Origin of the sequence: Dactylosporangium sp. CA-139114, assembly GCF_050955725.1 — a bacterium.
Lineage (GTDB): Bacteria > Actinomycetota > Actinomycetes > Mycobacteriales > Micromonosporaceae > Dactylosporangium.
In genome coordinates, this window is record NZ_CP192080.1 from 378406 (window position 1) to 400445 (window position 22040).

Sequence of the window (22040 nt, forward strand, 5' to 3'; positions counted from 1 at the left end):
CGCCACTTGATTTCCACAACATCAAACAGCGGCCTTGCTAAGTTCTGCGGCGTGGATCTGCTCACGAACGCGATCGATGTGCTGGATGAACGCGGCGTGCTCACCCTGTTCCGCCCCGGGTTTGATGGAGACATCGAAACCTGGGAGATGATGCTGCTGTGCCGGCACCGAAGAAGTACGACGATGCGTTGCGTGAGCGGGCGACCCGGCTGGCGGTCGAGGCCCGTCGGGATCCGGTGTCCGCGGTCGGGGCGATCCGTCGGATCGCTGATCAGCTCGGGGTCCATCCGGAGGCGTTGCGCACCTGGGTGAAGAAGGCCGAGACCGATGCCGGGGACCGTCCGGGCACCACCAGCAGCGACGCGGAACGCCTCGCCGCTTTGGAGCGGGAGGTTCGTGAACTGCGGCGGGCGAACCAGATCCTGAAGTCCGCGGCGAGTTTCTTCGCGGCGGAGCTGGACCGTCCGTCGCGATGAAGGTCGGCTTCGTCGACTCCCAGAAGGAACAGCACGGTGTCCAGCCGGTCCTGCAGGCGCTTGAAGGCACGCCGGCACAGATCGCACCGTCGACCTACTACGCCGCCAAGACCCGCCCTGTCAGCGCCCGGTCCCGGCGCGACGAGGAGCTGACCGTGCTGATCAAGCAGATCCACGCAGAGAACTACGGCGTCTACGGCGCCCGCAAGATCTGGCACGAGCTGCACCGCCGTGGCGTCGAGGTGGCCCGGTGCACGGTCGAACGGCTGATGCACGACGCCGGGCTGCGCGGGCTGCTGCGCGACAAAGCACCGCGCACAACCCGCCCGGCCGCCGAAACTGACCGGCCTCGTGACCTGGTCAACCGCGTCTTCACCGCAGCGCATCCGAACCAGCTGTGGGTCGCGGACCTGACCTACGTCCGCACCAGCATCGGCTGGGTCTACGCCGCGTTCGTCCTGGACGTGTACTCTCGCATGATCGTCGGCTGGCAGGTCGCCACCAGCCTCTATACCGACCTGGCGTTGGACGCGCTGAAAATGGCGATCTGGCGCCGCCAACATCAAGGCGCTGACCTGCATGAACTTGTCCATCACTCCGACCGCGGCGTGCAATATCGCGCGATTCGCTACAGCCAGCGGCTCGCCGAGGCCGGCGCCGTCGCCTCGGTCGGCTCGAAAGGCGACTCCTACGACAACGCCATGGCCGAGGCGTTCAACTCGCTGTACAAGGCCGAACTCGTGCGCAACAAGGGTCCGTGGCGCGGGCTCGACGACCTGGAGATGGCCACCGTCGAGTACATCGACTGGTATAACAACCGACGGCTTCATGGCGGGCTCGGCCACGTCCCGCCCGCCGAGTACGAGGCACTACATGCGATGACCCAGCCGGTCACCGCACCCCTGAAAACCAGCTAACCAACTGTCCATCAAACCCGGGGCTTGACACCCCGCTGGCTGACCTGATCCGCCAGGTATATCGACGGGCGGCGGAACGCCACGAACCCGGCCTCGGTGATGATGCCATGAGCTTCGGCACCACCGTCTGGCGCAACCTGACCAACGTCGGCGCCGCCCAGTTCGCCGGCCAGCCCGGCGTGGATGCCCGGATCGAGGACAACTCCTTGGAGATCCTCAGCGCCGGCTACATCCTGCGGCTGTACTCCTTGCACGGAGGCATCGACACGAGCGTCGAGTCGATCCGGTGGGAGGGCAGCGACACCCGGCTCGGCGGCGCCGTGGAGAACAGCACCAGCGGGCAGCTCGCACTCGACGACGAGGGACAGTTCCCGCAGGCGTTCGCCGGTCTCGTCCCTCGCAAGCGACACATCCGGGTCGCGCACGCCGGGGACATCGACACTGGCGAGGCGGTCGCCTACCTCGGCCTGCCCCGCGACAACCGCAACGGCGGGTCTCCCTGGTTCGAAGTCACGCTGTGGTTCGGTCAACCGTCGCGTATCGCCGCGACGCGCTCCGACGGCCGGGATGTGGACCAGTCGACGGTTTCCCACGACGAGCTGCCGATCCCTGAACTGGACCTGCAGCTTCGCGGTGAGCACCCCACCACGGCCGCACGCACGCCGATGCGTGCATGAGCCGAGAACAGGGTCGGCCCACAACGCCAGCGTTGGCCGTTGCGGCGTTCCAGCCGAACGCCCTCACGCTGGCCCGCCGGTGGCGACGCATGTCCAAGAAGCAGCTCGCCCTGCATACCGGCGTAACGGCGGCGGCCGTCAGCCAGTATGAGCTTGGCCAGTCCCGGCCTTCGGCCAGCGTGCTCGGCCGACTGGCACTCGCGCTGGCGATGCCGGTCGAGTTCTTCGCGGCGGGCTTCCTTACACCCGTCACGCCCGGGTATGCCCACTTCCGAAGCCTGCGCGTCACTACACAGGCGGAGCGGGACCAGGCATTGGCGTTCGGTGAAATCGCGTGGCGGGTCATCGACGCCATCGAGCGGTACGTACACCTTCCCGAGCTGGCGCTACCCCAGCTCGATCTGCCCGAGCCGGCGACGACCGCCGATGTCGAGGCCGCCGCGGTGGACGCCCGATCGGCTTTCGGGCTCGCCGACGAACCCGTCCCGCACGTCACCCGTCTGCTCGAGGCCCACGGCATCATCGTGCTCACCCTTCCAGATATGTCCGACCGCGTCGATGCGTTCTCCCACTGGTACGGGCAACGCCCGTTCGTCTTCGCCAGTCCGGCCAAGAACGACAAGGCCCGCTCACGCATGGACGCCGCCCACGAGCTCGGCCACCTGCTGCTGCACCACGACGCGGAGCCCGGCAGTCAGATCCTCGAACGACAGGCGACCACGTTCGCCTCGCAGTTCCTCGCCCCGACGAGCCGTCTGCGCGACGAGCTGCCGGGCCGGCTCGACTTCGACCGCCTCCATGAACTCAAGCGCCGCTGGGGCATGTCGCTGAAGGCCCTCATCTACCGCGGCCACGCGATGGGTGTCTACCGCGACCATACCTACCGCCGTGGGATGAGTTTGCTGGCCGAATGGGGATTCCCGGAACCCGGTGATCTCGGACCGCGTGAATCCCCCTCAGCCATCGGCCGCGCTGTACGGCTCCTCGCCTCCCGCGGCGTCCACCTCGACGATCTGGCAACACGGTCCGCCATGCCCATCGAGCTACTCCAGATCGTCGTCGCGGCCAGTACGGAGCCTCGCGACGTCCGCGAGGCGATCGGCGAGGAGCGGCCTGTCCGGTGACTGCCCAGCGTTGAGATTGGCGCCCTACGCGGTGTAGGACAGTCAGGCTTGGCCAGAAGAACAGCCTGCCATGCCCATCGCCAACGATCATGGCGGCTGCATCGGCCAGGAACGGCGCCAGAGGCCCGTCGGCCGCCTCGATCAAGATGTACCGGATCCGCTTCACGGACTCGACTAGTAGGGCTTTGTTAGGTTTGTCGATGTCTGTTGCGGCGTAACGGTTTGAGCTTTTGGTGGCAGGTGGGGCATGCGCCGGTCCAGGTTGCGAGCAGGAGTTGCAGCTCGTGGATGACCTTGTAGAGGGTCAGGCCGGCGCATCCGCTTTTGGGTCGAGTCGCAGTGTGGTGATGAACAGGTGCGCGGCGGTGACGAGGGTGACGTGGCGGTGCCAGCCGGTGAAGGAGCGGCCTTCGAAGTGGTCGAGGCCGAGGCTGGTTTTGAGTTCGCGGTAGTCGTGTTCGATCCGCCAGCGGATCTTTGCGTGGCGGATCAGGCCGGCGGCTGGGGTGTCGGCGTCCTGGCTGGACAGCCAGTAGGTGGCGGGTTCGTCCTCGGTGTCGGGCCATTCGGCGATCAGCCACCGTTCGGGCAGGGTGCCGTCGGGGTCGCGGGTGATGCGGTGCCCGGCCGGACGGACCCGTAGGAACACGAATTGTGAGGTGAGGGTGCCTTTGCTGCCTTCGCGCCAGGAGACGGTGATCGCCGCGGCGCGGCCGGTGTCCTGGACGTGCTGGGCGAGGCTGATCGCATCGTCGGGGTAGTCCGGGCGGGTGCGGGTCGGTGGGCGGCCCCGTCCGGACCAAGTGCGTGGCACGGGTGTTGCGTCGGCGGGGTGGGCGAGGGTTTCGCCTTTGACCTGGACGCTGTAGGAGATGCCGCGTTCGTCGAGGGCGGCCCGGAACGGGCCGCTGTCGCCGTAGCCGGAGTCCGCGGCCACCAATGGTGGCCGCAGCCCGTGCTCGGCGAGCCCGTCGAGCATTTCGATCGCCAGCATCCACTTCGGACGGTGACCCTCATCGTCCGGGATCGCGGACTTGCGGCGCCGTTGCCGCGCCGCCTCGGTCACCGCCTCGACATCGACCTCAACGGCAGCGGGCGCGGCCGGCACGGCGGCCCGCGGGGCGTTCTTCAACGTCTTACGCCGTTTGGCTTTGGCGGCTTGCACCGCTGCCGGTCCGGCTTTGGTCACGTCCCACGACTCGGGCAGGAACAACCGCCAATCGAGGGGGCACGACGCCGTATCGGTGACCGCGTGGACACTCACCCCGATCTGACAGTTGGCGACCTTCCCCAGCGTGCCGGAGTACTGCCGGGCCACCCCTGGCGAGCCGGCACCGTCCTTCGGGAACCCGGTGTCGTCGATCGCCCACGCGGCCGGCTCGATCAGCTCGACCGCCCGGGCGGCCAGCCGCGCCCGCACCGCCGCCGTGTCCCAGGTCGAGGTCGTCACGAACTGCTGCAACCCCTGATGATCCACCCCCAGCCGTGCCGCCATCGGCTGCATCGACTTACGCCGCCCGTCCAGCAACAACCCACGCAGATACGTCTCACCCTTCGCCCGCTGATCCGACCGAGACAAAGACGCGAACACGTCGGCCGCGAACGCCTCAAGGCGTTGCCGCACAAGCGAAAGCTCATCAGGGGTCACCAAAACATGAAACTACCCGCACCCGCCCAGCGACCCCACGACACGCCGAACCTAACAAAGCCCTACTAGCCCGTGTTTCATAACGCGCGGAGCCATTGGTTGATGGCGGCGATCGTGACGGTGGCCTCGAAGCGTACGGCGAGCTTGTCGTATCGGGTCGCCATGCCGCGATGTTGTTTGAGCTGGTTGATGCCGCACTCCGCGGCATGACGCAGCCGGTAGACGACCGGATCAAAGGCGGGCGGACGCCCGCCTTTGGACCCTTTGGCTTTGCGGTGGGCGTCCTGGTCGGCCTTGCTCGGGATGCAGACCTTGATCCCGCGGCGGCGGGCGTATCCGCGATTGCCTTTGCTGGTGTATGCCTTGTCCGCGAGGACCCGATCCGGCCGGGTCCGCGGCCGGCCACCACCAACCCGGCTCACCTTGATCCGTTCCAGGACCGGGATGAACTGCGGGCTGTCACCCCGCTGACCAGCGGTGATCACCATTGAGAGGGTCTTGCGGCCCTGCTCACACGCCAGGTGGGTCTTCGTGGTGAACCCGCCGCGCGACCGCCCCAGCCCGTGATCGGCGGGCTCGTCCTGCACACCGCCCGGCGGCTCCTGCTGCAGGTGACCGTCCCGGCGGGCACCCGCCGCATGCTGATGCGCCCGGCTGACCGTGGAATCGACACTCACCGTCCAACCGATACTCCCGGCCGCGTCAGCGGCGGCCTGCAACGCCGCCAGGACCTGCGTCCAGGTCCCATCCCGCTGCCAGCGCCGGAACCACCGATACAGCGTCTGCCACGGCGCATACACCTCAGGAATGTCCCGCCACGGCACCCCGGTCCGGACCCGCCACCGGATCCCGTCCACGACGTCTCTGCTGGCCCATCTCCGCGGACGCCCACGACCAGTCTCCGCAGGCAGCAACGGCTCCAACACCGCCCACTGCGCGTCGGTCAGGTCATGACGCCTCGCTGCCGCTACGCTCGGCACGAGGTCTCCGGTCTGGTATTCGGTTTTGCTTGGTCGCTAAACCACCTACCGGAGACCTCTTCAATTATCGATCACCGCCACGCCGCAACATCGACGCCTTACGAAACACGGGCTAGCTCAAGAGTGCTCGAAGCGGGATCCACCGCGATGGACTCCGCGTCCGTCAGCAGGCGCGTGAGGTCCTCGGTACTGGACTCGTCAAGGTACAGGTCGTCGCCGGCTTGACGCACTGCGGCGCACAGCCGCACCACTTCGCCGCGCCGATCGCTCGGCTGGCCATCGTCCGCGTCCATGATTACATCGTTCCACGCCCCGGGGGCGTCCCAATGGCAGCGACTGCGGCCGCGATGGAGCGACTTCTACTTTCGGGGCCTGGTAGACCGAGCGATCTCCTATCTCGTCATCGGACGATCCCTCGGAATCGGGGCTGTGTCGATGCCGCCCGGTCAGGGCAGCCCCGTGCGCTGGTGGCTGAGGGTCTGTGGTTCATACGGCCCGGGTCAGGAGGCGCCGAGTTGCTCGGCAAGGCGTCCGGCCTGGTGCCCGTTGGTGTGGCGCTCGGGTGGGGGTGGCCAGTATCGGCGCACGGTGCGTTCCGACCGTCCGATTTTGGCTGCGATGTCGGCCGGGTGCATGGACGGGTCACGGCGGTACCAGTAGGCGACGGCAGCTGCCGTGTCGGCAGGCACCGCTTCGTGCCTGCCGTGGTCCGCAGCGCCGTCGCGGTCGCTGGGCTCGCCTGGCTCGCCGGCGTTCCAGTCGGAATGCTCGTCCTGGTCCGGCGGCGCGGCGTGGTCCGTGCCGTGGCCCCGTGCCGTTCCCACCATCCCGCCGGTCCGAATGGCGCCGCCGACTTGGCAATCGTTGCCACCCGATGTTGTGCGGTTCCCCGATGTTTCGCTGGCTTCTGATCCAGTGCCGATGTTAGCGCTGCCGGCAGCGTTGTGCTCTTGCCGCAATTTGTCGACCGTGGTCGCGCCCGCGACGAAGTCGACGGAGTTCACCTCGTGGCGTGGGCGGTCGTCGCCGCCGCACGCCGACGAGCGTTCCAGTTCATCCTGCGCAGGGATTTCGGCGTCGCTTGCTGCGGAGGCGCTGCCTGGGCTGCCGAAGGCGGGCATGCCCGGCTGGCTCAGCGCACCTGGCGCGGCGGGGACCCTGGCAGCAAGTTCTGGGAACTCTGCCGTAGCCTGCCGTCCGCGGCGGATTCCGATGTGGAACTCGTTGGGCCGTCGTCGGGCATCGAGGGCCTGTCGACGGACGGCTTCGCGGTACCGCTCGATCCACTCGTAGTCGGCGCCCTTGGCGAGGTGCCCGGATGCTCTACGAACGCGCCGTAGCTAAGCCTACGTGTCAGTTCATCGGCTCGGATCCTTCAACTAACGGCGCCTGGGTACGAGTGCGGCGGCTGCCTCAGCGGCGTCTCGCGCCACCTGGGGCAGCACCGACGTATACGTGTTCGCGGTGAGCACGATGGTGGAGTGGCGCAGCATCGCTTGAACGGTTTTGATGTCTGCGCCGCCGGCGAGGGCGAGGGTGGCGGCGCCGTGGCGGAGGTCGTGTAGCCGTATCGGTGGTAGGCCGGTTTCGGCGATGGCTTCCTTGAAGCGGCGGGTGACGTAGTCGGGGTGGATCATGCTGCCGTCTTCGCGGGTGAAGACGAGGCCGGTTTCGACCCAGGCCGCGCCGGCTCGCTCGCGGAGGTCGTCTTGGTGTTCGAGGTGTTCGCGGAGCAGCCGCGCGGTGGTCGTGTCGAGAGCGATGGTGGCCTCGCTGCCGTCGGTCTTCGGAGCCGTGAGGTTGAGTTTCCACGCCTCGACGACGACCTGGTGGCGCACGGTCAGCGTGAGGGCGTCGAGGTCGAGGTCTGCGCGGTGCAGCCCGCATGCCTCGCCGCGGCGCAGTCCGCGTAGGGCGATGAGGTGGTACATGGCGTACAGCGGGTCGTCGATGATGTGGTCGAGGAACGCGCCGGTCTGCTCGGCGGTCCACACCATGACCGGTGACGGGATGTGACCGGCCCGCCGCCATTCGGTAACGCGCTGGTCGGTCCAGACGAGTGGCTTCGCCGACCGCACCGGCGGCAACTCGACATGGGTGGCGGCGTTGTAGGTGATCATCTGGCGGCGCATGGCGGTGTTGAGTGCGGCGCGCAGGGCGGCCTGGATGCGGCGCTGAGCGGCGGGTCCGGCTGGCTTCATGGTGCGGCGGTCGCCGTCGAAGCGGCGTCCGAGGTTCAGGTCGGGGTCGGCGAGGTATGCCTGGAACTCCTCGTTGTGAGCGTTGATCGCGTCGAACATGGCGGCCACGTGCTTGCGGTGAGCCGGACCAGCTTGATGTGGCCGAGGTGCGGCTTGAGGTACTTGCGGATGTTGTCGGCGTAGTTGCGGCGGGTCGTTTCGCGCAGTGAGCGGCGGCTGGCGAGCCAGACGTCGAGCCATTCGCCGACGGTGACGTCGTCGTGTTCGCCGTCGCTGTGCAGTAGCCGGCGGACGGTGGCCTGGTCGGGGAGGGGCTCGCGGCGGCTGATGGCGCCGGCGATGAGGTCGCCGATGCGGGTGGCGTCCTCGGGCTCGTTGGCCAGGGCGAGCAGGGTGCGGATGCGGTCGAGTTCGGCGTCGGCGTCGGCTTTGGTGGCGAAGCCGCCGCGGCGCAGTGGGCGGCGTTTGCCGGCCGCGGTTGGCGGGAGTTCGCATTGGTACTGCCAGATGCCGTGCGTCGGGTGCCACGAGCCGCCCGGTCGGCGCAGTTTCGGGCACGCGCGCCCGTACGGGCGGCCGGTGGCGGGGTTGGTGCAGCTGCAGCGCTTGTAGGTGGTGCCGTTCAACCATGCCTCCTGACGGGCGGTCGGTGTGGGTCGCGGGTGGTGTCGATCGACGCTCCGCTTCGTGCGGTGGTCAAGTCGCCGGGGCCGGTGGGGTCGACGATGGCGAGCAGGTGGACGATGGCGACGCGGTAGCGGCGGCCGACCCGCAGGACCGGGACGGGGGAAGTCGCCGGCGGTGGCGAGGGCGTACGCGGTGGAGCGGCCGATGCCGAGGACGGCGGCGGCGGTGGGCAGGTCGGTGACGGCGCCGAGGGCGCGGACGTCGTCGACGGTCCAGATGCGCGGTGCGGTGGTGGACACGGTGGTTCCTCTCTGGCATTGGGCTGGGACGATTACGGGGTGCGTGACCCTGCGCGGCTCGATGACCGCGATAACTGGTCCGGTGGCTTCTACGAGCTGGACATCGAGCTCGGCGAAGCGGGTTCGGAGCGGCTGCAGTCGGCGCTGACCCGGCTGTGGGCGGCTGCACGTGTTGAGGGCTGTCATGCCAATCCGCGGAGGTACGGGGGCGACGAGCTGACTGTGGTACCGGTGCAGGTGTCCTCACTCGAGGAGCACGGCCTGCTCGCCGGGACGGTGGCGTTGCCTTCCAGCCACCGGGTTGTCTGCGCGTGTACGTCAGTCGAATTCGACGACGGGCAGCGGTGGCTGACCTTGAACCTGCCGCTCGGCGCTCTTGGCCGCACCGATCGGCGCATCGGTGCGTTCCCGTTCGGCGAGGACGGCAGCCCGGCGTCGTTGCGCTGGCGGCATCCGCTCGACGCCTGGCTGGGTACCGTCGCGGATGCCGTGCATGCGGAGGTTGGGATCGCCTCTGCGGTCATCGGGTTCGAGATCGACGTCGGGAAGGACGCTGCCTCGTTCGCGGCCGGGCTGCCTGAGCAGCGGTGGGAGGCGATCGCGCTGCCCGGGCCGGGCGGCCTGGTGCACACGCCAGCCAACCGGTGAACCGGCGCAACATGGCATGCCAGCGCTACCGTCTTGTCTATGGGAAGCGGGGGCTTGACCGGCGGTGTCTGGGCCGCCGCAGATCTCCGTCCATCGGCTGAGCCGTTCACCGAGGAGTCGAAGAGAACCGGCCCCACGGGGCGGATCTGGTGACGGGCGATCAGAGGCACGTCGCACCGCCCGTCCGGCTGCGTGTGCTTGGCCGGCCGGTGATCGAGGGCGTTCCCGAGGACCATCACGTCCGCCCGCAGTCGCTGGAGTTCTTGACGTATCTGGTCGTCCGGGGAGGCTCGGCCTGGCAGGAGGACATCTTCGATGACCTGATGCCGGAGCCGTCACGGCGGCTGGCGGCGCAACGGCTGCACACGTACACCTACAACCTGCGCCGCACGTTTGCGCTTGTCGGTGGCGAGCGGCCGTACCTACGGCTGAAGCGTCACCAGTACGTCCTGGACCGCGACGCCTTCGACGTCGACCTCTGGACATTCCGCGACGCCCTCGCCGAAGCGGAGATGGACGCCGGGGCGGTGTACCGGGCTATCACCGCGTATGGCGGACCGTTGGCCGCTGGCACGCGGTACTTATGGATCGAGCGGTACCGCGAGTCGGCCCGCCGGGCGTACGTCGACGCGGTAGTCGCCCTCGCCAAGAACCTGAGCGGGCGGCCCGACAAGGCAGAACGAGTCCTTAACGAGGCGCTGCGACACTACCCGGACGACAGTGAGCTGTTGGACGCTCTTGCACGGGTACGCAGGTGAGCCCGCCCGGTGCCGCGGTTTGGACGGGCCCACCTGTTTCCGCACACGCCGACCTACCTGCGGGTCACGCGGTGGAACTGACGGCGGCGGATCGGTCTTCGCGGACCAGGACGCTCAGCACCCGAACGGTGCGCCGCAGGCGTTCGTAGACCTCCTCCGGCCGGACCTTGACGTGGAGCATGCTGCCCAGCAGACCCTCGACGAGAGCGACGACCGGTTCGGTCCGGATCGCCTCAGCCGGGTCTCCGCGCAGCCAGTGGTTCGCGAATCGGACCGACTCCGCGGAGCGGGTCACGTCGTCCCCGTCGAGGACCCGATCGTGCACGCGGATGTGCTCGATCGCGTCGCGGTCATCGCTGCGGGCGTTGCCGGTGAGCGCGCCGAGCAGCCGGACCGCGCGCCGCGCGGCGAGCATGGCCTGTGGCCCCGGAACCGACTCGTCGCGGAGGATGGCCAACAGCTGCTGTACCACCGCGATGACGGGCGCCGACCGTGCTGCGAGGTGTCGGGCACCGCGCAGCCACTGGACCGCGAACGCGGCCGCCTCGTAGTCGACGGGCGGCTGGGCTGGCGTGGCAAGCGTTGTAGGCGTGGTCATGATGTATCACCTCCTTCCTGTGTGAATTCAGCGCCGGCCTCATGAGGCGGTGGACGGCGCAGCTGGTACCGCCCGCTGGGCGTGGTGCACCGCAGCGGGCGAAGCAGGTGGGACCGGAAGACGGAGGCGCCGTCATCGTGACTCCTCGGCGTTGAGAATCTTCAGCAGCGTGGACGCCCGGTTGTTGGAAACGCGGTGGCCATCGGCGCGCAGCTGACGAGCCAGCGCGCCCCGGGTCAACGGGTCGCCGTTCGCAGTAAGCCGGTCCCGGGCGGAGCGGGCCGCAGGCAGCAACGCGCGGACCGCGTCGTGGTCCCCGTTGTGGGACCGTTTCGCGGACCGGTCCTGGAGTCGGTCCGCCGGACGGGCGGACCGTCCCGTTCCCGGCTGACAGGCGGTCCCGGTTCGTCGACCTGGGACGAGGCACGAGGGGACCGGGGACCCTCGATGGCGTCGGTCCGCTCGTACGACTCGTGGACCGGCTGCCGCCGGTGGGGGTCCGTGGGCGGCTTGGCGGTGGTGTGCCCGAGCGCGATCTTCACCATGACGAGGAAGCCCAACGCCGGGATCGCCGCGGCGGCCCAGCCGATCAGGGACGCTTCGGCCTGGACGACCTGCGCCGCCAGGGAGAGCGCGACGGCGCAGCCCAGGACGATCGCAGGGAACGTCGTGGCGTTGCCGGACCGTTTACGGCGGCGGAGTTCCAGCCCGGATGCGACCGACATCAGTTCGAGGACGACGGCGTCGGCCCAGGCGAGCCACCCGGGCTGGCCGTGGTTGCTGGCGACGTTGTGGACATGGGTGAAGCTCGCCGGGCCGGCGGCTCCGGCGACGACGAACATGATGAGGACCTGGACCGTTCCCTCGACCCGGCCGGTCCGGAACTGTTGGTCCCGCGGGGTTGGGGCTGCTATGGGACCACCCCCGTCCGCCGTGCGGACCGGACTCGTGGAGGGCATGCGGGGTGCGGGCGACGGCTCATGGCCGCTGCGGACGTGGACATCAGAACCTTTCCGATAGGGGAGATGCGACGGACGACTGTCACAGCAGAGGAGCCTGAGTCAGCGCGGTCGCAGTCACGCGATCTCGGCGCCGTTGACAGAGCGGTGACAGATCGCAGGCCTGGTGGTCGACCGCGGTGGAGCGCTACAGTCCGCGCTCGGCCGGGGCAGGCTGCACGGCCACGTCGACGAGGCGCACAGGTGCGCCGGGCCGCTGGTGCAACCACCACACCGGCTCGGCCGGGTTGCCTGCGCCGGGTCCGTGCACGGCGGTGGCGACCGGGTAGCGCACACCGCAGCGGCTCAGCTCCTGCTGTAGGTGCCGCTCGCGGGCAGGGTTCGGCAGCCAGAACAGCACCGGCCATACCCGCCTGGTGACCCGCGTCAGGTCGGTGTAGCCGTCGAGCTTGTCGACCAGCCGGCTGATCGGTCGCTCGGTCCCCAGGTCGAACTCGAGGAAGAACGCGGCTGTGCGACCGTTCTCGGCCCACATGCCGTGCCCGTCGGGCCGGGATCGCGGCGTGTACGCGCGGACGTGGATGTCGTCGTGCTCCTCCGCGAACGCGCCCATCCGCTGGCACCGTGCCGCGGACCACCGGCGGAGCAGTTCGCAGTCCGGGTGGGTGCGCGCGTAGCCGGCCAGCTGGGTGAAGAACCCGTTGACGCCCAACAAGTGCGGCAGGTTGGCGCGGTTCGTGAGGTGCCAGCGCCGGCGTTTGGCCCGGTCGCGGCGTGGCAGTTCCTCGCCTCGCTGGGCTGAGACGATCTCGACGCCGAGTTGGGCGAGTACGTAGTGGTAGGGGTACGAGCCGCCGTCGGCCCGTTGTGGGCGGAACCGGTCCAGCAGACCGAGCCGGACCAGCTTCCGGAGCCGCTCCTGCGCATAGTCCAGCGATGGGAACAGCGCATGGGCGATCTGGAAGGACGTCAGGACGCCGTGATCAGCCAGCCAGTCGAGCAGGGCGTGATCGCGGTCGGTCAGCTGGGACTGCACCCGCAGGACCGGGTCGATCATCGGCGGTCACCGCTCGCGTAGCCGGTTCCCCGGGGAGAGACCCAGACCGGAGGGTCTGTCGCAGCGGAGCGGCGAACGCTGACAGTGGCCTTGTGCTGAGCTGTGAGCTGCCGGACCGGGTCCGTTCGGGGGTCCGGTTGAAGGCGGAGGTCAACTGGGACGTTAAGGCCGGCCCCGCAACGGAGGGCAAGCAGGATCGGGTGCACCAGAATCTCCTGGGTTTGTCATGAGACGGGGCCAGCGGCGGCGTACGTTGCATCCTCAAACCGGCGCCTGTCAGATTTCGCGGACACCTGCATTGCGAATGTGGTGCAGGCCACACGGCGTCGCCGGGTCGGGCGCTCGATTACCGACAGGGTTCGGTGAGCACAACGGGAGTCTCGATGAGGACCACCTACGCGCTCCTATCGGCTCCTGTCAGATTCTGCGAACACGTCCCCGCCGGAGATTGTCCGTTCGGCTGATGCCAAAGCGGTATATAAGGAACGTTTCGCGGACTCTGATTCGGGATTGTCGATGGGCGCCCGGCTGTGTCGGCCGCTGGCATGGGTCACTCGGCGACGTGCAGACCGATCACGTCGAGCGGGGCGGCTCTACGTCATTGTCGTGGTGGCGCCGCGTCAGTGTCGTCTCGATGGCATTCATGAGCAGGGCGACCGGCACGTCGAGCACGGCGGCCAGCACCGCGATCATGGTTCGCCCAGGCAGCCGGACGCCACGCTCATACCGGGAGAGTTCGTGCCGGGTGAATGTTGGCCGCCCGGACACGACGCACACCCGGTCGGCAAGATCGCGCTGGCTCATACCGAGCCGGCGTCGACGGTGCGCGACAAGCGCGCCGAAGTCGTCGTCGGCGACGGTACCGATGATGATCTGCTGCATCGACGCTCCCGCAGGGACGGCTGGACGTCGATGAACGCTCGCCTTTCCACGAAGGTCAAGTCGCCGCCGTACCGGGCTCCATGACCGCTGCTGGGAACGCCGCTGTCGGCGACCGGCTGCGTGTCGGTGTCACGATCGCTGGCACGATGTCGACGTCGACCTCACACCGAGCGCTGATCAGGACGCGGGATGACTACTGCACTCATGGACGCCGTCAACCGCACCGTGATGGTGCGTGCTCGACTGCTGGCCGGTTGGGTGGGCGCCGGACGGCCGGTGACCGGGAAAGGCGTGCTCCGGCCGGTCGACATCCCGGCCGCGGCGGCGGCAATGGGCGTGGACACACCACCGAAGGCTCGCACCGCCGCCGACGTCGAGGTGCTGCACCGGCCATGGGTCGCGGCCCAGGCCATGGGACTCATCACGGTCGGCGCGGCCCGAGCGACGGCGACGGCTGGCCCAGCCGGCGATCAGCTGGAAGCGTGGTGGACCGCGTTGCTCGCGGTACTGCGAGCGGAATCTCACGATCGTCGCGGCGAGGGCGCAGTCGTGCTGTGCCGGACGCTGCTGGCCGTCCTGGAGGACGAGCCGCCGGTCGACGAGCTCGAAGACAGGGTCGATGAACGGCTCCGTGCGGCGGACCTGTGGCAGTTCGGCGCGGTCTTCGAGGCGTTCCGCCGCGGGGTGATGCCCGTCGACGGCGGGCTGGAGGTGCTGGCCGAGTTCGGGGCGGTGGACGCCGCGGCGCGGCTGACGGCTCTGGGTCGGTGGGCGGGCCGGCGCTTCGCGGCGACCACGCCGCCGCCGGTCACACCGGACCTGCCGGCATCCGAACTGCTGACCAGGCTGGCACCGCTGTCCGAGCAGGACGCGCTGCGCCAGGCGCGGCGCTGGCTCGTGGGTCGGGACATCGACGAGGCCGTCGCGGAGGTGCTGAGCGCGGCAGAGGTCGGGACGCCGGCGGCCCGGCTCGCGGGGGTCGATCTGGTCGGCGCGCTGGGTGAGGCGATGCGGCCGGCGTGGCAGGCGGCGCTCGAACGGCCGATGCTCGCCGCGCACGCCCGGGCGGCCCTGGCCACCTGGGATGCGGTGGAGGACCAGTGGGAGCCGAGCGAAGCGGACCGGTCCTGGTTGGCGGTGGAGTACGCGCTCGCCGTCGAGGATCCCGAGGAGCGGTACTACCTCGTGCAAGACTTCGGCGGCCTGGCGGTCGTGGAGGCCAGCGGCCATCCCGGCGCGCCCGGTCTCCGCGACGCGCTGGCTGCCGCCGGCCGGCCGCCGCAGCGGGTGTACCAGCTGAAGATCGTTCTGTCCGACGCCAAGCCACCCGTATGGCGGCGGCTGCGCGTGCCGGCGTCCATCCCGCTCGACGTCCTGCACCACGCGATCCAGGCCGCCTTCGACTGGGACGACGATCATCTACACACCTTCGAGGCCGACCGGCGACGCTACAGCGACCCGGACATTGCGCTCGACGACTGTGAAGACGAGACGGATGTACGGCTGGCTAAGGCCATGGCCCGCGAAGGCGCCACGATGACGTACATCTACGACCTGGGCGACTGCTGGGAGCACCGGATCCTCGTCGAGAAGATCGACGAGTCGGAGGAGTCGGACGCCGCCGCCATCATGTGTACCGGCGGCCGCGGTGACGCTCCGATCGAGGACTGGCACTCCGAGGACGGCGAGGGTACAACGCCGTTCGACATCGACGCGATCAACCGAAGGCTGGAGGCGCTGCTCGGCGTACCGACATGATTTGGCCGCCAGCGGTACTGGCCGGGAAGAGAACGCAACCGACGCTGCATGAGCCTGGTGGTCCGCCGGCAGACGCGTGTGCAATTCATTGCACACGAGATGCGATCGGATGCAACCTGACTGGAGGAGGTGATGGCGATGGCGTCACAGACGGTCCGGTTTGCGGTCTCCGACAGAGATCGCGAGCGGCTCGATCGTCTGGTCGAGCACTTCGGCGGCGGCAACCGTTCGGCATACCTGCGGGCGACGTTGAAGGTGATGGAGTCGTTGCGGCGTGCGGAGCGGTTGCGTGAGCTGCGGGCGGCCAACCATCGGCGCCTCGCCGAGCAGGGCGTCTCGGCCGAGGACCTGCCAGGCTTGATCAGCAAGGCGTACGAGGGCATGCGCGACTGAGTCTTCCGGGTCCGGTGGCCACGCCGGTCGTCTTTGACGTCAACGTGCTGGTCCAGGCCATCGCGACCGGCAACAGCCCCTATCTGTCGGGCCTTCGCCGCCGCCGACGTCCGGTAACCCGTTTGCCGATTGTCTCGGGATCGTCAACGACGCCGCAGAGTTTGCGCTGTGGCTGTCACCGCACATCCTCGACAACACCGTTCGGGTGCTCATGACGGTCGTCGGCACCCCGAAGGAGGAGGCGGACGATTACCGGGACATCTTGATCGAAATGGCGGAGGCGTCCGACGGGGGCATCCTCACTCCACCGAGAACCGTCCACGACTGCCGCGATCACGAAGACAACCTCGTGCTCGACCTGGCCGCCGAGGTCGGGGCCTTGTTGATCGTGTCCGAAGATGCCGCCCTGACCGGCATGTCGCCGTTGAGGGGTGTGCCAGTGTTGCGCGCCCGGGCGTTCGTCGACCGGGCTGACGCGATGCGCCGGCACCGGAGGCGTGGACAGCTACACCGACCAGCGTTCGACGTGGACGAGGGACGGGGGACGGTTCCGCTCGACCGGTGATGCTCAGGCGGGTACCCGCCCGGCGGTCTTGGTGAAGCCGAGGGCGCGGTAGCCGGGCATGCGGCGTTGGAGCGAGGCGCCGAGGATCGGCGTTGCCGGGTCGTGGTAGTCATGGACCTCGGCGGTGTCCTTGCCGGGCGCTGTGCGGATGACGCGTCCGGCGCATTGGACGAGCAGGCCGTCGTAGGAGATCGGGCCGGCGAGGAAGAGGGTGTCGAGCGCCGGGGCGTCGAAGCCCTCGCCGATGAACGGCGTGGTGCCGATGACGAGCAGGCCGGCTCCGGCCTTGGCGTCGGCGAGCTGGGCGACGGCGGCCCGCCGGTCGGTGGTGCTCATCGATCCTTGCAGGACGAGCGCCTGGTACCCGCGCGCTGCGAGGACCGCGGTGAGGGCCTCGACGTGGGCGACCCGGCGGGTGAGGACGAGACAGTTGCGTCCCCGGGCCAGCGCCGCGGCGATGTCGTCGGCGATCTGGGTGTTGCGCGCCTCGTCGACTGCGAGGAGCCGGTGTACCTCGGCGAGGGCGCCCGGCGCGTTCAGGTCCAGGTCTAGGTCGGCGATCGTAAACGCGGTCTCGTGGAGGTACAGCAGCCGCTGCGGACCGGCATCGAACTCTAGAGCGGCGGTGATGGTCCCTTGTTCCTCCTCCGTCATGGTGTGCCGGACGGGTCCGAGTTGCCAGCTGACGAGCTGGCCAAGCCCGTCCCGCCGGGCGGGTGTGGCGGTGAGGCCGAGCCAAAACTGCGCGGCGATGCGCTTGACGGAGTGCTCGTACGCGGCGGCGCCGAGGTGGTGGCACTCGTCGACGATGACGTGCCCGTACCCGGCGGTCAGGGCGTCGATGTCGTCACGCCGCGCGAGGGACGGCAGGAGCGCGATGTCGACGGTGCCGGTGAGTTTTCGTCGGCCGCCGCCGAGTTGGCCGGCGCGGACGCCGAGGAACTGTTCGATGCGCTCCCGCCACTGGTCGGCCAGGGCTTTGCGGTCGACGAGGACGAGCGTCGAGGTACCGCGTTCGGCGATCACGGCGCAGGCCATAACCGTTTTCCCGGAGCCGGGTGGGGCGACGAGCAGCCCGTCGTCGTGGGCCAGCACCGCACCCACCGCGGTGCTCTGCCTGGTGGTGAGGGCGGCGGTGAACGCGACGTCGATCTCCCGGCCCGGGTTCCGCGCGTCGGTGACGATCAGCCGCGATCCGGCCTGCTCGACGATCGCCGCGATGGTGTGGCGCAGGCCACGCGGCAGGATGAGGCGGTCGTCGAGGGTGAGGTCGTAGCCGCGGATGAACCGCGGGGTGTCCCATGTGGACTTGCGCAGGCGTTGCAGTTCGTAGAACTTCGGATTCGCCATCGCGGCGGCGTGTTTGAACGTCGCCAGGGCGGCCGGGGTCAGCTGCCCGGCGTCGAGGCTGAGCCCGGCGCCGACCTCCGCGTGTATCAGCGACGGTAGAGCGGGATGGACACGGGTCGCGGCGGACCGGCTCATCGTTGCGACGTCGGTGCCGGTTGTGGCGCGTTTCGCCTGGCGGGCGATGCCCTCGGCGTCACCTGGGCTGAGCCGGTCCAGCGTCGACAGGAACGCCCACTGGTCGTCGTGCGGTTCCAGCGTGGCGAGGTCGAGGAAGGTGGTCAGCCCGTGGTCGTTGCGGCGGCGACCCTGCAGCGGCGCAGCGATCAGATTGCCGAAGCCACCCTCGGGAAGGACGTCCTGGTTGGGAAAGAGCCGGTCGTACGAGCGCAGGTCCATCGACCCGCGCAGCACCATCGCCTCATGCAGCAGAACGGTGCCGACCGCCCTGGCGACCGCCGCCTGGATCTGGCCGGTGAAGAAAATCCAGACGTGCGCGCCGCGACCCGACTGGGAGATCTCCAACGCTGCCGGCGCGGCGCTTGCCCGGGCCGCCTTGACGTAGGCGAGGGCATCGAGCATCGCCGTCGGGCCGTCGAAGTCGGCGACCAGGAAGCGGCAGGTGTTGCCGGCCAGCAGCGGGTACAGGCCCATGAACACGTCGCCGACGAGATGAGACGCGACGACCTCCGCTGTACGAGGCAGGTACGCGGCGCCGCGCCGGTCCATGCCCTTACGCCAGCCACCGGCGACCGCGGGCGTCCACCCGGCGGTGCCGGCTCGCCGGTTCTCCCAGCGCAGTGCGTACACGTCTGTGCGGGCCTGGAACAGGTCGTCGAACAACGCCAGCTTGTCCCGCACCGGTGAGTTCATCGTGACCAGACCCGGCGCGGCAACCGGGGCCGCCAGCTGCTCGGGAGCGGGAACCGTGTGCTGCCCACGCAGATCCAGCAGACGCGACAGCCGGGCATTCTCCGCCCGTAGCCGCTCCACCTCTCGGCGAAGATCAACCAGCTCGTGTTCAGTCCCCACATCGATATCCTGGTAGATCATGCATGGGCATTGTGGTGCAGGGGGCGCGTCTACGGAGGATGGCATAAAGCGGCTCGGTGGTCCGGAACGCGGTGTGACGACTGAGGCCTATGCGAGGCAGCAACCTCGATGACCCCAAGCGACTGGTCACGATGTACAGGACGGTCTTGCAAAGAGGCGCAGAGCTTCGAGGGCCTCGCCACCTGGCTCAATGGCAAACGGCTCGCGGTCGAATGGGACGGCATGTACCTCCCGTCGAAGGTCCGCCGGCTCTGGGAGGCGCGGTTTCCGGAGCTCGGCGGTTCCGGCGCTGGATAGCGATAGTCGGTGCATGCCCTCCACAGGCGGCTCGCCGTGCCGGGCTCGCGGCCGCGGATCGGTACGGTTCCGTCCTTGCGGGCGGTCCCGCTGTCGAGGCGGGCGCCTGCTCGAACGGCGCTGCGGCGAGCGAGGCGACGGACTGCTCGGCCAGGCGGCATTGCGCAAGGCCAGTATGTGGTGCCCGGAACGGGTCTGTTGTACGCTATAACGTACAACGTTCAGGAGGAGTCATGAAGGTCATCACCGCGTCCGACCTGCGCGCCAACCTCGCGAACGTGTTCGACAGTATCGAGAACGACGCTGAGGACCTCGTCGTCACTCGCAGCGGACACGAGCCGCTGGTCGTCATGCTCAAAAGCGACTACGACGCATGGCGAGAGACGGAGTACCTGTCCCGGGGAGCCAACGGTCGTGAGCTGCGTCGCCGGATCACCGAGATGGAGGCGGGAGGCGGCGTCGTACACGAACTGGTCGAACCCGACGCCGAGGCCGCCGCGTGAAACTCGTCTGGCACCCGAGTGCTTGGGACGAGTATGTCGATTGGCAAACGGTCGACCGGAAGATCCTGCGGCGGATCAACACGCTCCTCAGGGATATCCAGCGTGGCGAGGATGGGGGCATCGGCAAACCTGAACTCCTCAGGGGCGACCTGTCCGGATGGGCTTCCCGGCGAATCAACGAGGAGCATCGGCTCGTGTACCGGGTGGTAGACGCCAGCGGCGAACTGGAGATTCTGTCCTGCCGGTATCACTACGCGGACCGGTAGCGCCTCGCCTTCAGTGGTTGTGACGGTGATCGGTGACCCCGCCCAGGCGCCGCCGAGTAAAACGAACTCATGCCGAGCAGTCGTCGATGGCTCGCGACAAGCACGCCGAAGTCGTTGGCGACGGTGGTACCGATGATGAGCTGCTCCATCGACGCTCCTGCAGGACGGCTGGACGTCGATGAACGCTGGCCTTTCCGTGAAGGTCAAGTCGTCGGCCGGGTAGCGTGACCAGGAACGCGATGAGCGTTGCGAGTCGTGCAGCTGGCACCTCGAGGTTGAGGGACGCCAGCTGTGCCGGGCCACGTCGTGCAGATGTGCCGCAGCACGGTGACGCTGGTGAGCAGTCGCCGTGCTGAAGGATGCGCGGGAACTCAGGTGATCAGATCATAGAAGCTGCCTAGCGCTAGGCCTAGTGGTTGGCTATCGTCGGAATGTGACCTCGGGATACGACCTCAGTCGTGTCGACTCGCTCGGCCGACGACGTGCTGAGCTTCGTGCCGAGCTCCGGCGCGTGAACGACGAACTCGACGCCGAGGTCGTGAAGGCCGCTCCGCATGTGTCCCAGGCGGAACTCGCGCGCCATAGCGGTCTGACCCGCGAATCTATCGCTCAGAAGGTGCTGCCGCCGTACCGGCGGTGGAAGCGCGGCGCGCGAGGAAGGGGTCAGGCCACACCTGTGCCTGCCCCGCCCGTCGACTACACGCCATACGGCGAACGGAAGCCGGTCGTCGTCGCGGACAGTCTCTCCCAGCTGGTCGGGCCGGTGCGCGGGACGGTGACGCTCCCGAGTCATCTCGACTGGTCTGGCCGCGCAATCTATGACCTTGATGACCCCAAGCGGTTGGTCACCATGTACAAGGTCGTCCTGCAGGAGGCGCAAAGCGTCGACGACCTCGCCATGTGGCTGAACCACGAGAGGCTCGAAGCCGAATGGGCCAGCATGTATCTGCCGCCGAAGGTCCGCCGGCTTTGGGAAGCTCGGTTTCCTCAGCTCGGTCACGCCGGTGCCGGGCAGCGATAGCCGGTGCATCCCTTCCACGAACGGCTGGCTCGCGTCGGGCTCGCGGCCGCGGATCGGTACGGTTTCGCTCTGGCGGGCGGCTATGCCGTGCAGGCGGCTGGCCTTCTCGACCGGCCCAGCGAAGATGTCGATCTTTTCACGGCGTGGAACAGAACTGGTGAGTTCGACGTCGCCGTCGATGCAGTCGTGACTGCCTATGGTGGCGACGGCCTTCAGGTGGCGGTCGAGCTTCAGCACGCTGGTTCCTTCGCGCGGCTTCGTGTTACCGACCCGGTGGACGGCAGCAACGCCAAAGTCGAAATGGGCGTCGACTGGCGAGCGAACGACCCGGTCCTCATGTCCATCGGGCCGGTCCTGCACCCCGATGATGCCGTCGCGAACAAGATGTGTGCCCTCTTCGGCCGCGCGCTTGCTCGGGACTTCATCGACGTCGACGCCGCCGCCGAGTCCGGTCGATACAGCCACGAGGACCTGCTGTGGCTGGCCCGCCGAGCCGACAACGGGTTCGAGCCGCGCATGTTCGCCGACGCGCTCGGGGCGATCGAGCAACTTTCGACCACCGACTTCGCCGAGTACGGGGTGACTGGCCGAGCGCTGGACGGTTTGCGGGCTCGGTTCGCAGAATGGCGCGTCAAGCTCATCGGCAACAACCAGTCGTGACGTGGGTGTCCACTGTGGATCGGAGCGGGCTCGACGCGTGCTCCGCCGTTCCTGGATGCCACCCCGCCGTCCTGGACTCGGGCCGCCCGACTGGACCAGAATGTGGACAAGGCAGTACTAAATAGCACACGTAATACTCGTAAAACCGGACATAACTCGCCTTGAAATCGGAAGGTCTACGTCCAGAGCACGCAGTTGGCTTCATGCTGGTCCGTCAGGCCGATGCTCGTGCTCGTCCGTGCTCAAGTCTCCGCTGCCCGGTGTCAAGGTGGAAGCAGGTACGGGTACGCCTGGGCGCAGGAGCGCACCACCGCATCGCCGCGATA

The 22040-nt window shown here is 68.5% G+C and carries 23 protein-coding genes; 12 read left to right on the top strand and 11 right to left on the bottom strand.

What is annotated here, in order from left to right:
- Positions 1–158: 158 nt before the first annotated feature.
- The 3 genes from ACQP2P_RS01740 (at position 159) to ACQP2P_RS01750 (ending at position 3194) form a co-directional block, all read left to right on the top strand.
- A protein-coding gene (locus tag ACQP2P_RS01740) for an IS3 family transposase (protein WP_433604076.1) occupies positions 159–1393 on the top strand; the annotation gives its coding sequence in 2 pieces (ribosomal slippage) (positions 159–438 and positions 438–1393; 1236 coding nt in all).
- Positions 1394–1500: 107 nt separating this feature from the next.
- Complete coding sequence (locus ACQP2P_RS01745) at positions 1501–2070, top strand: hypothetical protein (protein ID WP_433612586.1); 570 nt, start codon at positions 1501–1503, stop codon at positions 2068–2070.
- A gap of 89 nt (positions 2071–2159) precedes the next feature.
- A complete protein-coding gene (locus tag ACQP2P_RS01750) occupies positions 2160–3194 on the top strand; it encodes a helix-turn-helix domain-containing protein (protein WP_433612588.1) in 1035 nt (344 codons plus the stop codon).
- Positions 3195–3498: 304 nt separating this feature from the next.
- Here ACQP2P_RS01750 and ACQP2P_RS01755 read toward each other — a convergent pair whose 3' ends face one another.
- From ACQP2P_RS01755 to ACQP2P_RS01780, 6 genes are all read right to left on the bottom strand, one after another.
- Positions 3499–4842: an IS701 family transposase gene (locus tag ACQP2P_RS01755; protein ID WP_433604553.1), complete on the bottom strand. Its 1344-nt coding sequence runs from the start codon at positions 4840–4842 to the stop codon at positions 3499–3501.
- Positions 4843–4919: 77 nt separating this feature from the next.
- Positions 4920–5822, bottom strand: coding sequence for an IS5 family transposase (locus ACQP2P_RS01760; RefSeq protein WP_433612590.1), 903 nt, complete (start codon positions 5820–5822; stop codon positions 4920–4922).
- Between the two features lie 98 nt (positions 5823–5920).
- Positions 5921–6115 carry a hypothetical protein gene (locus ACQP2P_RS01765; protein WP_433612592.1) on the bottom strand — a complete coding sequence of 65 codons (195 nt, stop codon included), beginning with the start codon at positions 6113–6115 and terminating at the stop codon, positions 5921–5923.
- Between the two features lie 207 nt (positions 6116–6322).
- The gene (locus ACQP2P_RS01770; protein WP_433612594.1) at positions 6323–6943 is read right to left on the bottom strand and encodes a hypothetical protein; all 621 of its coding nucleotides are present in this window, start codon (positions 6941–6943) and stop codon (positions 6323–6325) included.
- Positions 6944–7201: 258 nt separating this feature from the next.
- Entirely contained in the window at positions 7202–8122 is a 921-nt protein-coding gene (locus ACQP2P_RS01775) for a site-specific integrase (protein ID WP_433612596.1), read from the bottom strand.
- Positions 8059–8649 (bottom strand): hypothetical protein, encoded by a 591-nt coding sequence (locus ACQP2P_RS01780; protein ID WP_433612598.1) that lies wholly within the window; start codon positions 8647–8649, stop codon positions 8059–8061. The genes ACQP2P_RS01775 and ACQP2P_RS01780 overlap by 64 nt, the downstream gene beginning before the upstream one ends.
- A gap of 339 nt (positions 8650–8988) precedes the next feature.
- Here ACQP2P_RS01780 and ACQP2P_RS01785 point away from each other — a divergent pair, with 339 nt between their 5' ends.
- Both ACQP2P_RS01785 and ACQP2P_RS01790 read left to right on the top strand, forming a co-directional pair.
- The gene (locus ACQP2P_RS01785) at positions 8989–9597 is read left to right on the top strand and encodes a hypothetical protein (protein ID WP_433612600.1); all 609 of its coding nucleotides are present in this window, start codon (positions 8989–8991) and stop codon (positions 9595–9597) included.
- 149 nt (positions 9598–9746) lie between these two features.
- Positions 9747–10355, top strand: coding sequence for an AfsR/SARP family transcriptional regulator (locus ACQP2P_RS01790; RefSeq protein WP_433612602.1), 609 nt, complete (start codon positions 9747–9749; stop codon positions 10353–10355).
- A 64-nt stretch (positions 10356–10419) separates the two neighbouring features.
- On the opposite strand, the gene ACQP2P_RS01795 is transcribed toward ACQP2P_RS01790, so the two are convergent.
- The 4 genes from ACQP2P_RS01795 to ACQP2P_RS01810 form a co-directional block, all read right to left on the bottom strand.
- On the bottom strand, positions 10420–10953 hold the full coding sequence (locus ACQP2P_RS01795; RefSeq protein WP_433612604.1) for a hypothetical protein: 534 nt from the start codon (positions 10951–10953) through the stop codon (positions 10420–10422).
- 236 nt (positions 10954–11189) lie between these two features.
- Positions 11190–11795, bottom strand: a complete 606-nt coding sequence (locus ACQP2P_RS01800; RefSeq protein WP_433612606.1) for a DUF2637 domain-containing protein — start codon at positions 11793–11795, stop codon at positions 11190–11192.
- 304 nt (positions 11796–12099) lie between these two features.
- Positions 12100–12969: a replication-relaxation family protein gene (locus ACQP2P_RS01805; protein WP_433612608.1), complete on the bottom strand. Its 870-nt coding sequence runs from the start codon at positions 12967–12969 to the stop codon at positions 12100–12102.
- 573 nt (positions 12970–13542) lie between these two features.
- On the bottom strand, positions 13543–13851 hold the full coding sequence (locus ACQP2P_RS01810; protein WP_433612610.1) for a helix-turn-helix domain-containing protein: 309 nt from the start codon (positions 13849–13851) through the stop codon (positions 13543–13545).
- Positions 13852–14055: 204 nt separating this feature from the next.
- On the opposite strand from ACQP2P_RS01810, the gene ACQP2P_RS01815 reads away from it, so the two are divergent.
- From ACQP2P_RS01815 to ACQP2P_RS01825, 3 genes are all read left to right on the top strand, one after another.
- Positions 14056–15609, top strand: a complete 1554-nt coding sequence (locus tag ACQP2P_RS01815; protein WP_433612612.1) for an IS1096 element passenger TnpR family protein — start codon at positions 14056–14058, stop codon at positions 15607–15609.
- A 132-nt stretch (positions 15610–15741) separates the two neighbouring features.
- Complete coding sequence (locus tag ACQP2P_RS01820; RefSeq protein WP_433612614.1) at positions 15742–16002, top strand: hypothetical protein; 261 nt, start codon at positions 15742–15744, stop codon at positions 16000–16002.
- Between the two features lie 211 nt (positions 16003–16213).
- Positions 16214–16567 (top strand): hypothetical protein, encoded by a 354-nt coding sequence (locus ACQP2P_RS01825; protein WP_433612616.1) that lies wholly within the window; start codon positions 16214–16216, stop codon positions 16565–16567.
- 3 nt (positions 16568–16570) lie between these two features.
- Here the strand turns inward: ACQP2P_RS01825 and ACQP2P_RS01830 are convergent, their stop codons facing one another.
- Positions 16571–18775, bottom strand: coding sequence for a TOTE conflict system archaeo-eukaryotic primase domain-containing protein (locus tag ACQP2P_RS01830; protein ID WP_433612618.1), 2205 nt, complete (start codon positions 18773–18775; stop codon positions 16571–16573).
- Positions 18776–19497: 722 nt separating this feature from the next.
- Here ACQP2P_RS01830 and ACQP2P_RS01835 point away from each other — a divergent pair.
- The 4 genes from ACQP2P_RS01835 to ACQP2P_RS01850 all read left to right on the top strand — a co-directional run bounded on the left by ACQP2P_RS01835 (position 19498) and on the right by ACQP2P_RS01850 (position 21714).
- Positions 19498–19767 (top strand): type II toxin-antitoxin system Phd/YefM family antitoxin, encoded by a 270-nt coding sequence (locus ACQP2P_RS01835; protein ID WP_433612620.1) that lies wholly within the window; start codon positions 19498–19500, stop codon positions 19765–19767.
- Positions 19764–20033: a Txe/YoeB family addiction module toxin gene (locus ACQP2P_RS01840; RefSeq protein ID WP_433612622.1), complete on the top strand. Its 270-nt coding sequence runs from the start codon at positions 19764–19766 to the stop codon at positions 20031–20033. The genes ACQP2P_RS01835 and ACQP2P_RS01840 overlap by 4 nt, the downstream gene beginning before the upstream one ends.
- 433 nt (positions 20034–20466) lie before the next feature.
- Positions 20467–21054: a hypothetical protein gene (locus tag ACQP2P_RS01845; RefSeq protein ID WP_433612624.1), complete on the top strand. Its 588-nt coding sequence runs from the start codon at positions 20467–20469 to the stop codon at positions 21052–21054.
- A 3-nt stretch (positions 21055–21057) separates the two neighbouring features.
- Positions 21058–21714, top strand: coding sequence for a nucleotidyl transferase AbiEii/AbiGii toxin family protein (locus ACQP2P_RS01850; protein WP_433612626.1), 657 nt, complete (start codon positions 21058–21060; stop codon positions 21712–21714).
- Positions 21715–22040: the final 326 nt, after the last annotated feature.

What these genes read in the sequence shown, in the direction of transcription:
- ACQP2P_RS01745 (WP_433612586.1), top strand. Translation starts at nt 1,501, where the DNA reads ATGAGCTTCGGCACCACCGTCTGGCGCAACCTGACCAACGTCGGCGCC.
- ACQP2P_RS01750 (WP_433612588.1), top strand. Translation starts at nt 2,160, where the DNA reads ATGTCCAAGAAGCAGCTCGCCCTGCATACCGGCGTAACGGCGGCGGCC.
- ACQP2P_RS01765 (WP_433612592.1), bottom strand. Translation starts at nt 6,115, where the DNA reads ATGGACGCGGACGATGGCCAGCCGAGCGATCGGCGCGGCGAAGTGGTG.
- ACQP2P_RS01770 (WP_433612594.1), bottom strand. Translation starts at nt 6,943, where the DNA reads ATGCCCGCCTTCGGCAGCCCAGGCAGCGCCTCCGCAGCAAGCGACGCC.
- ACQP2P_RS01775 (WP_433612596.1), bottom strand. Translation starts at nt 8,122, where the DNA reads ATGTTCGACGCGATCAACGCTCACAACGAGGAGTTCCAGGCATACCTC.
- ACQP2P_RS01795 (WP_433612604.1), bottom strand. Translation starts at nt 10,953, where the DNA reads ATGACCACGCCTACAACGCTTGCCACGCCAGCCCAGCCGCCCGTCGAC.
- ACQP2P_RS01800 (WP_433612606.1), bottom strand. Translation starts at nt 11,795, where the DNA reads ATGTTCGTCGTCGCCGGAGCCGCCGGCCCGGCGAGCTTCACCCATGTC.
- ACQP2P_RS01805 (WP_433612608.1), bottom strand. Translation starts at nt 12,969, where the DNA reads ATGATCGACCCGGTCCTGCGGGTGCAGTCCCAGCTGACCGACCGCGAT.
- ACQP2P_RS01810 (WP_433612610.1), bottom strand. Translation starts at nt 13,851, where the DNA reads ATGCAGCAGATCATCATCGGTACCGTCGCCGACGACGACTTCGGCGCG.
- ACQP2P_RS01815 (WP_433612612.1), top strand. Translation starts at nt 14,056, where the DNA reads ATGGACGCCGTCAACCGCACCGTGATGGTGCGTGCTCGACTGCTGGCC.
- ACQP2P_RS01820 (WP_433612614.1), top strand. Translation starts at nt 15,742, where the DNA reads ATGGCGATGGCGTCACAGACGGTCCGGTTTGCGGTCTCCGACAGAGAT.
- ACQP2P_RS01825 (WP_433612616.1), top strand. Translation starts at nt 16,214, where the DNA reads ATGACGGTCGTCGGCACCCCGAAGGAGGAGGCGGACGATTACCGGGAC.
- ACQP2P_RS01835 (WP_433612620.1), top strand. Translation starts at nt 19,498, where the DNA reads ATGAAGGTCATCACCGCGTCCGACCTGCGCGCCAACCTCGCGAACGTG.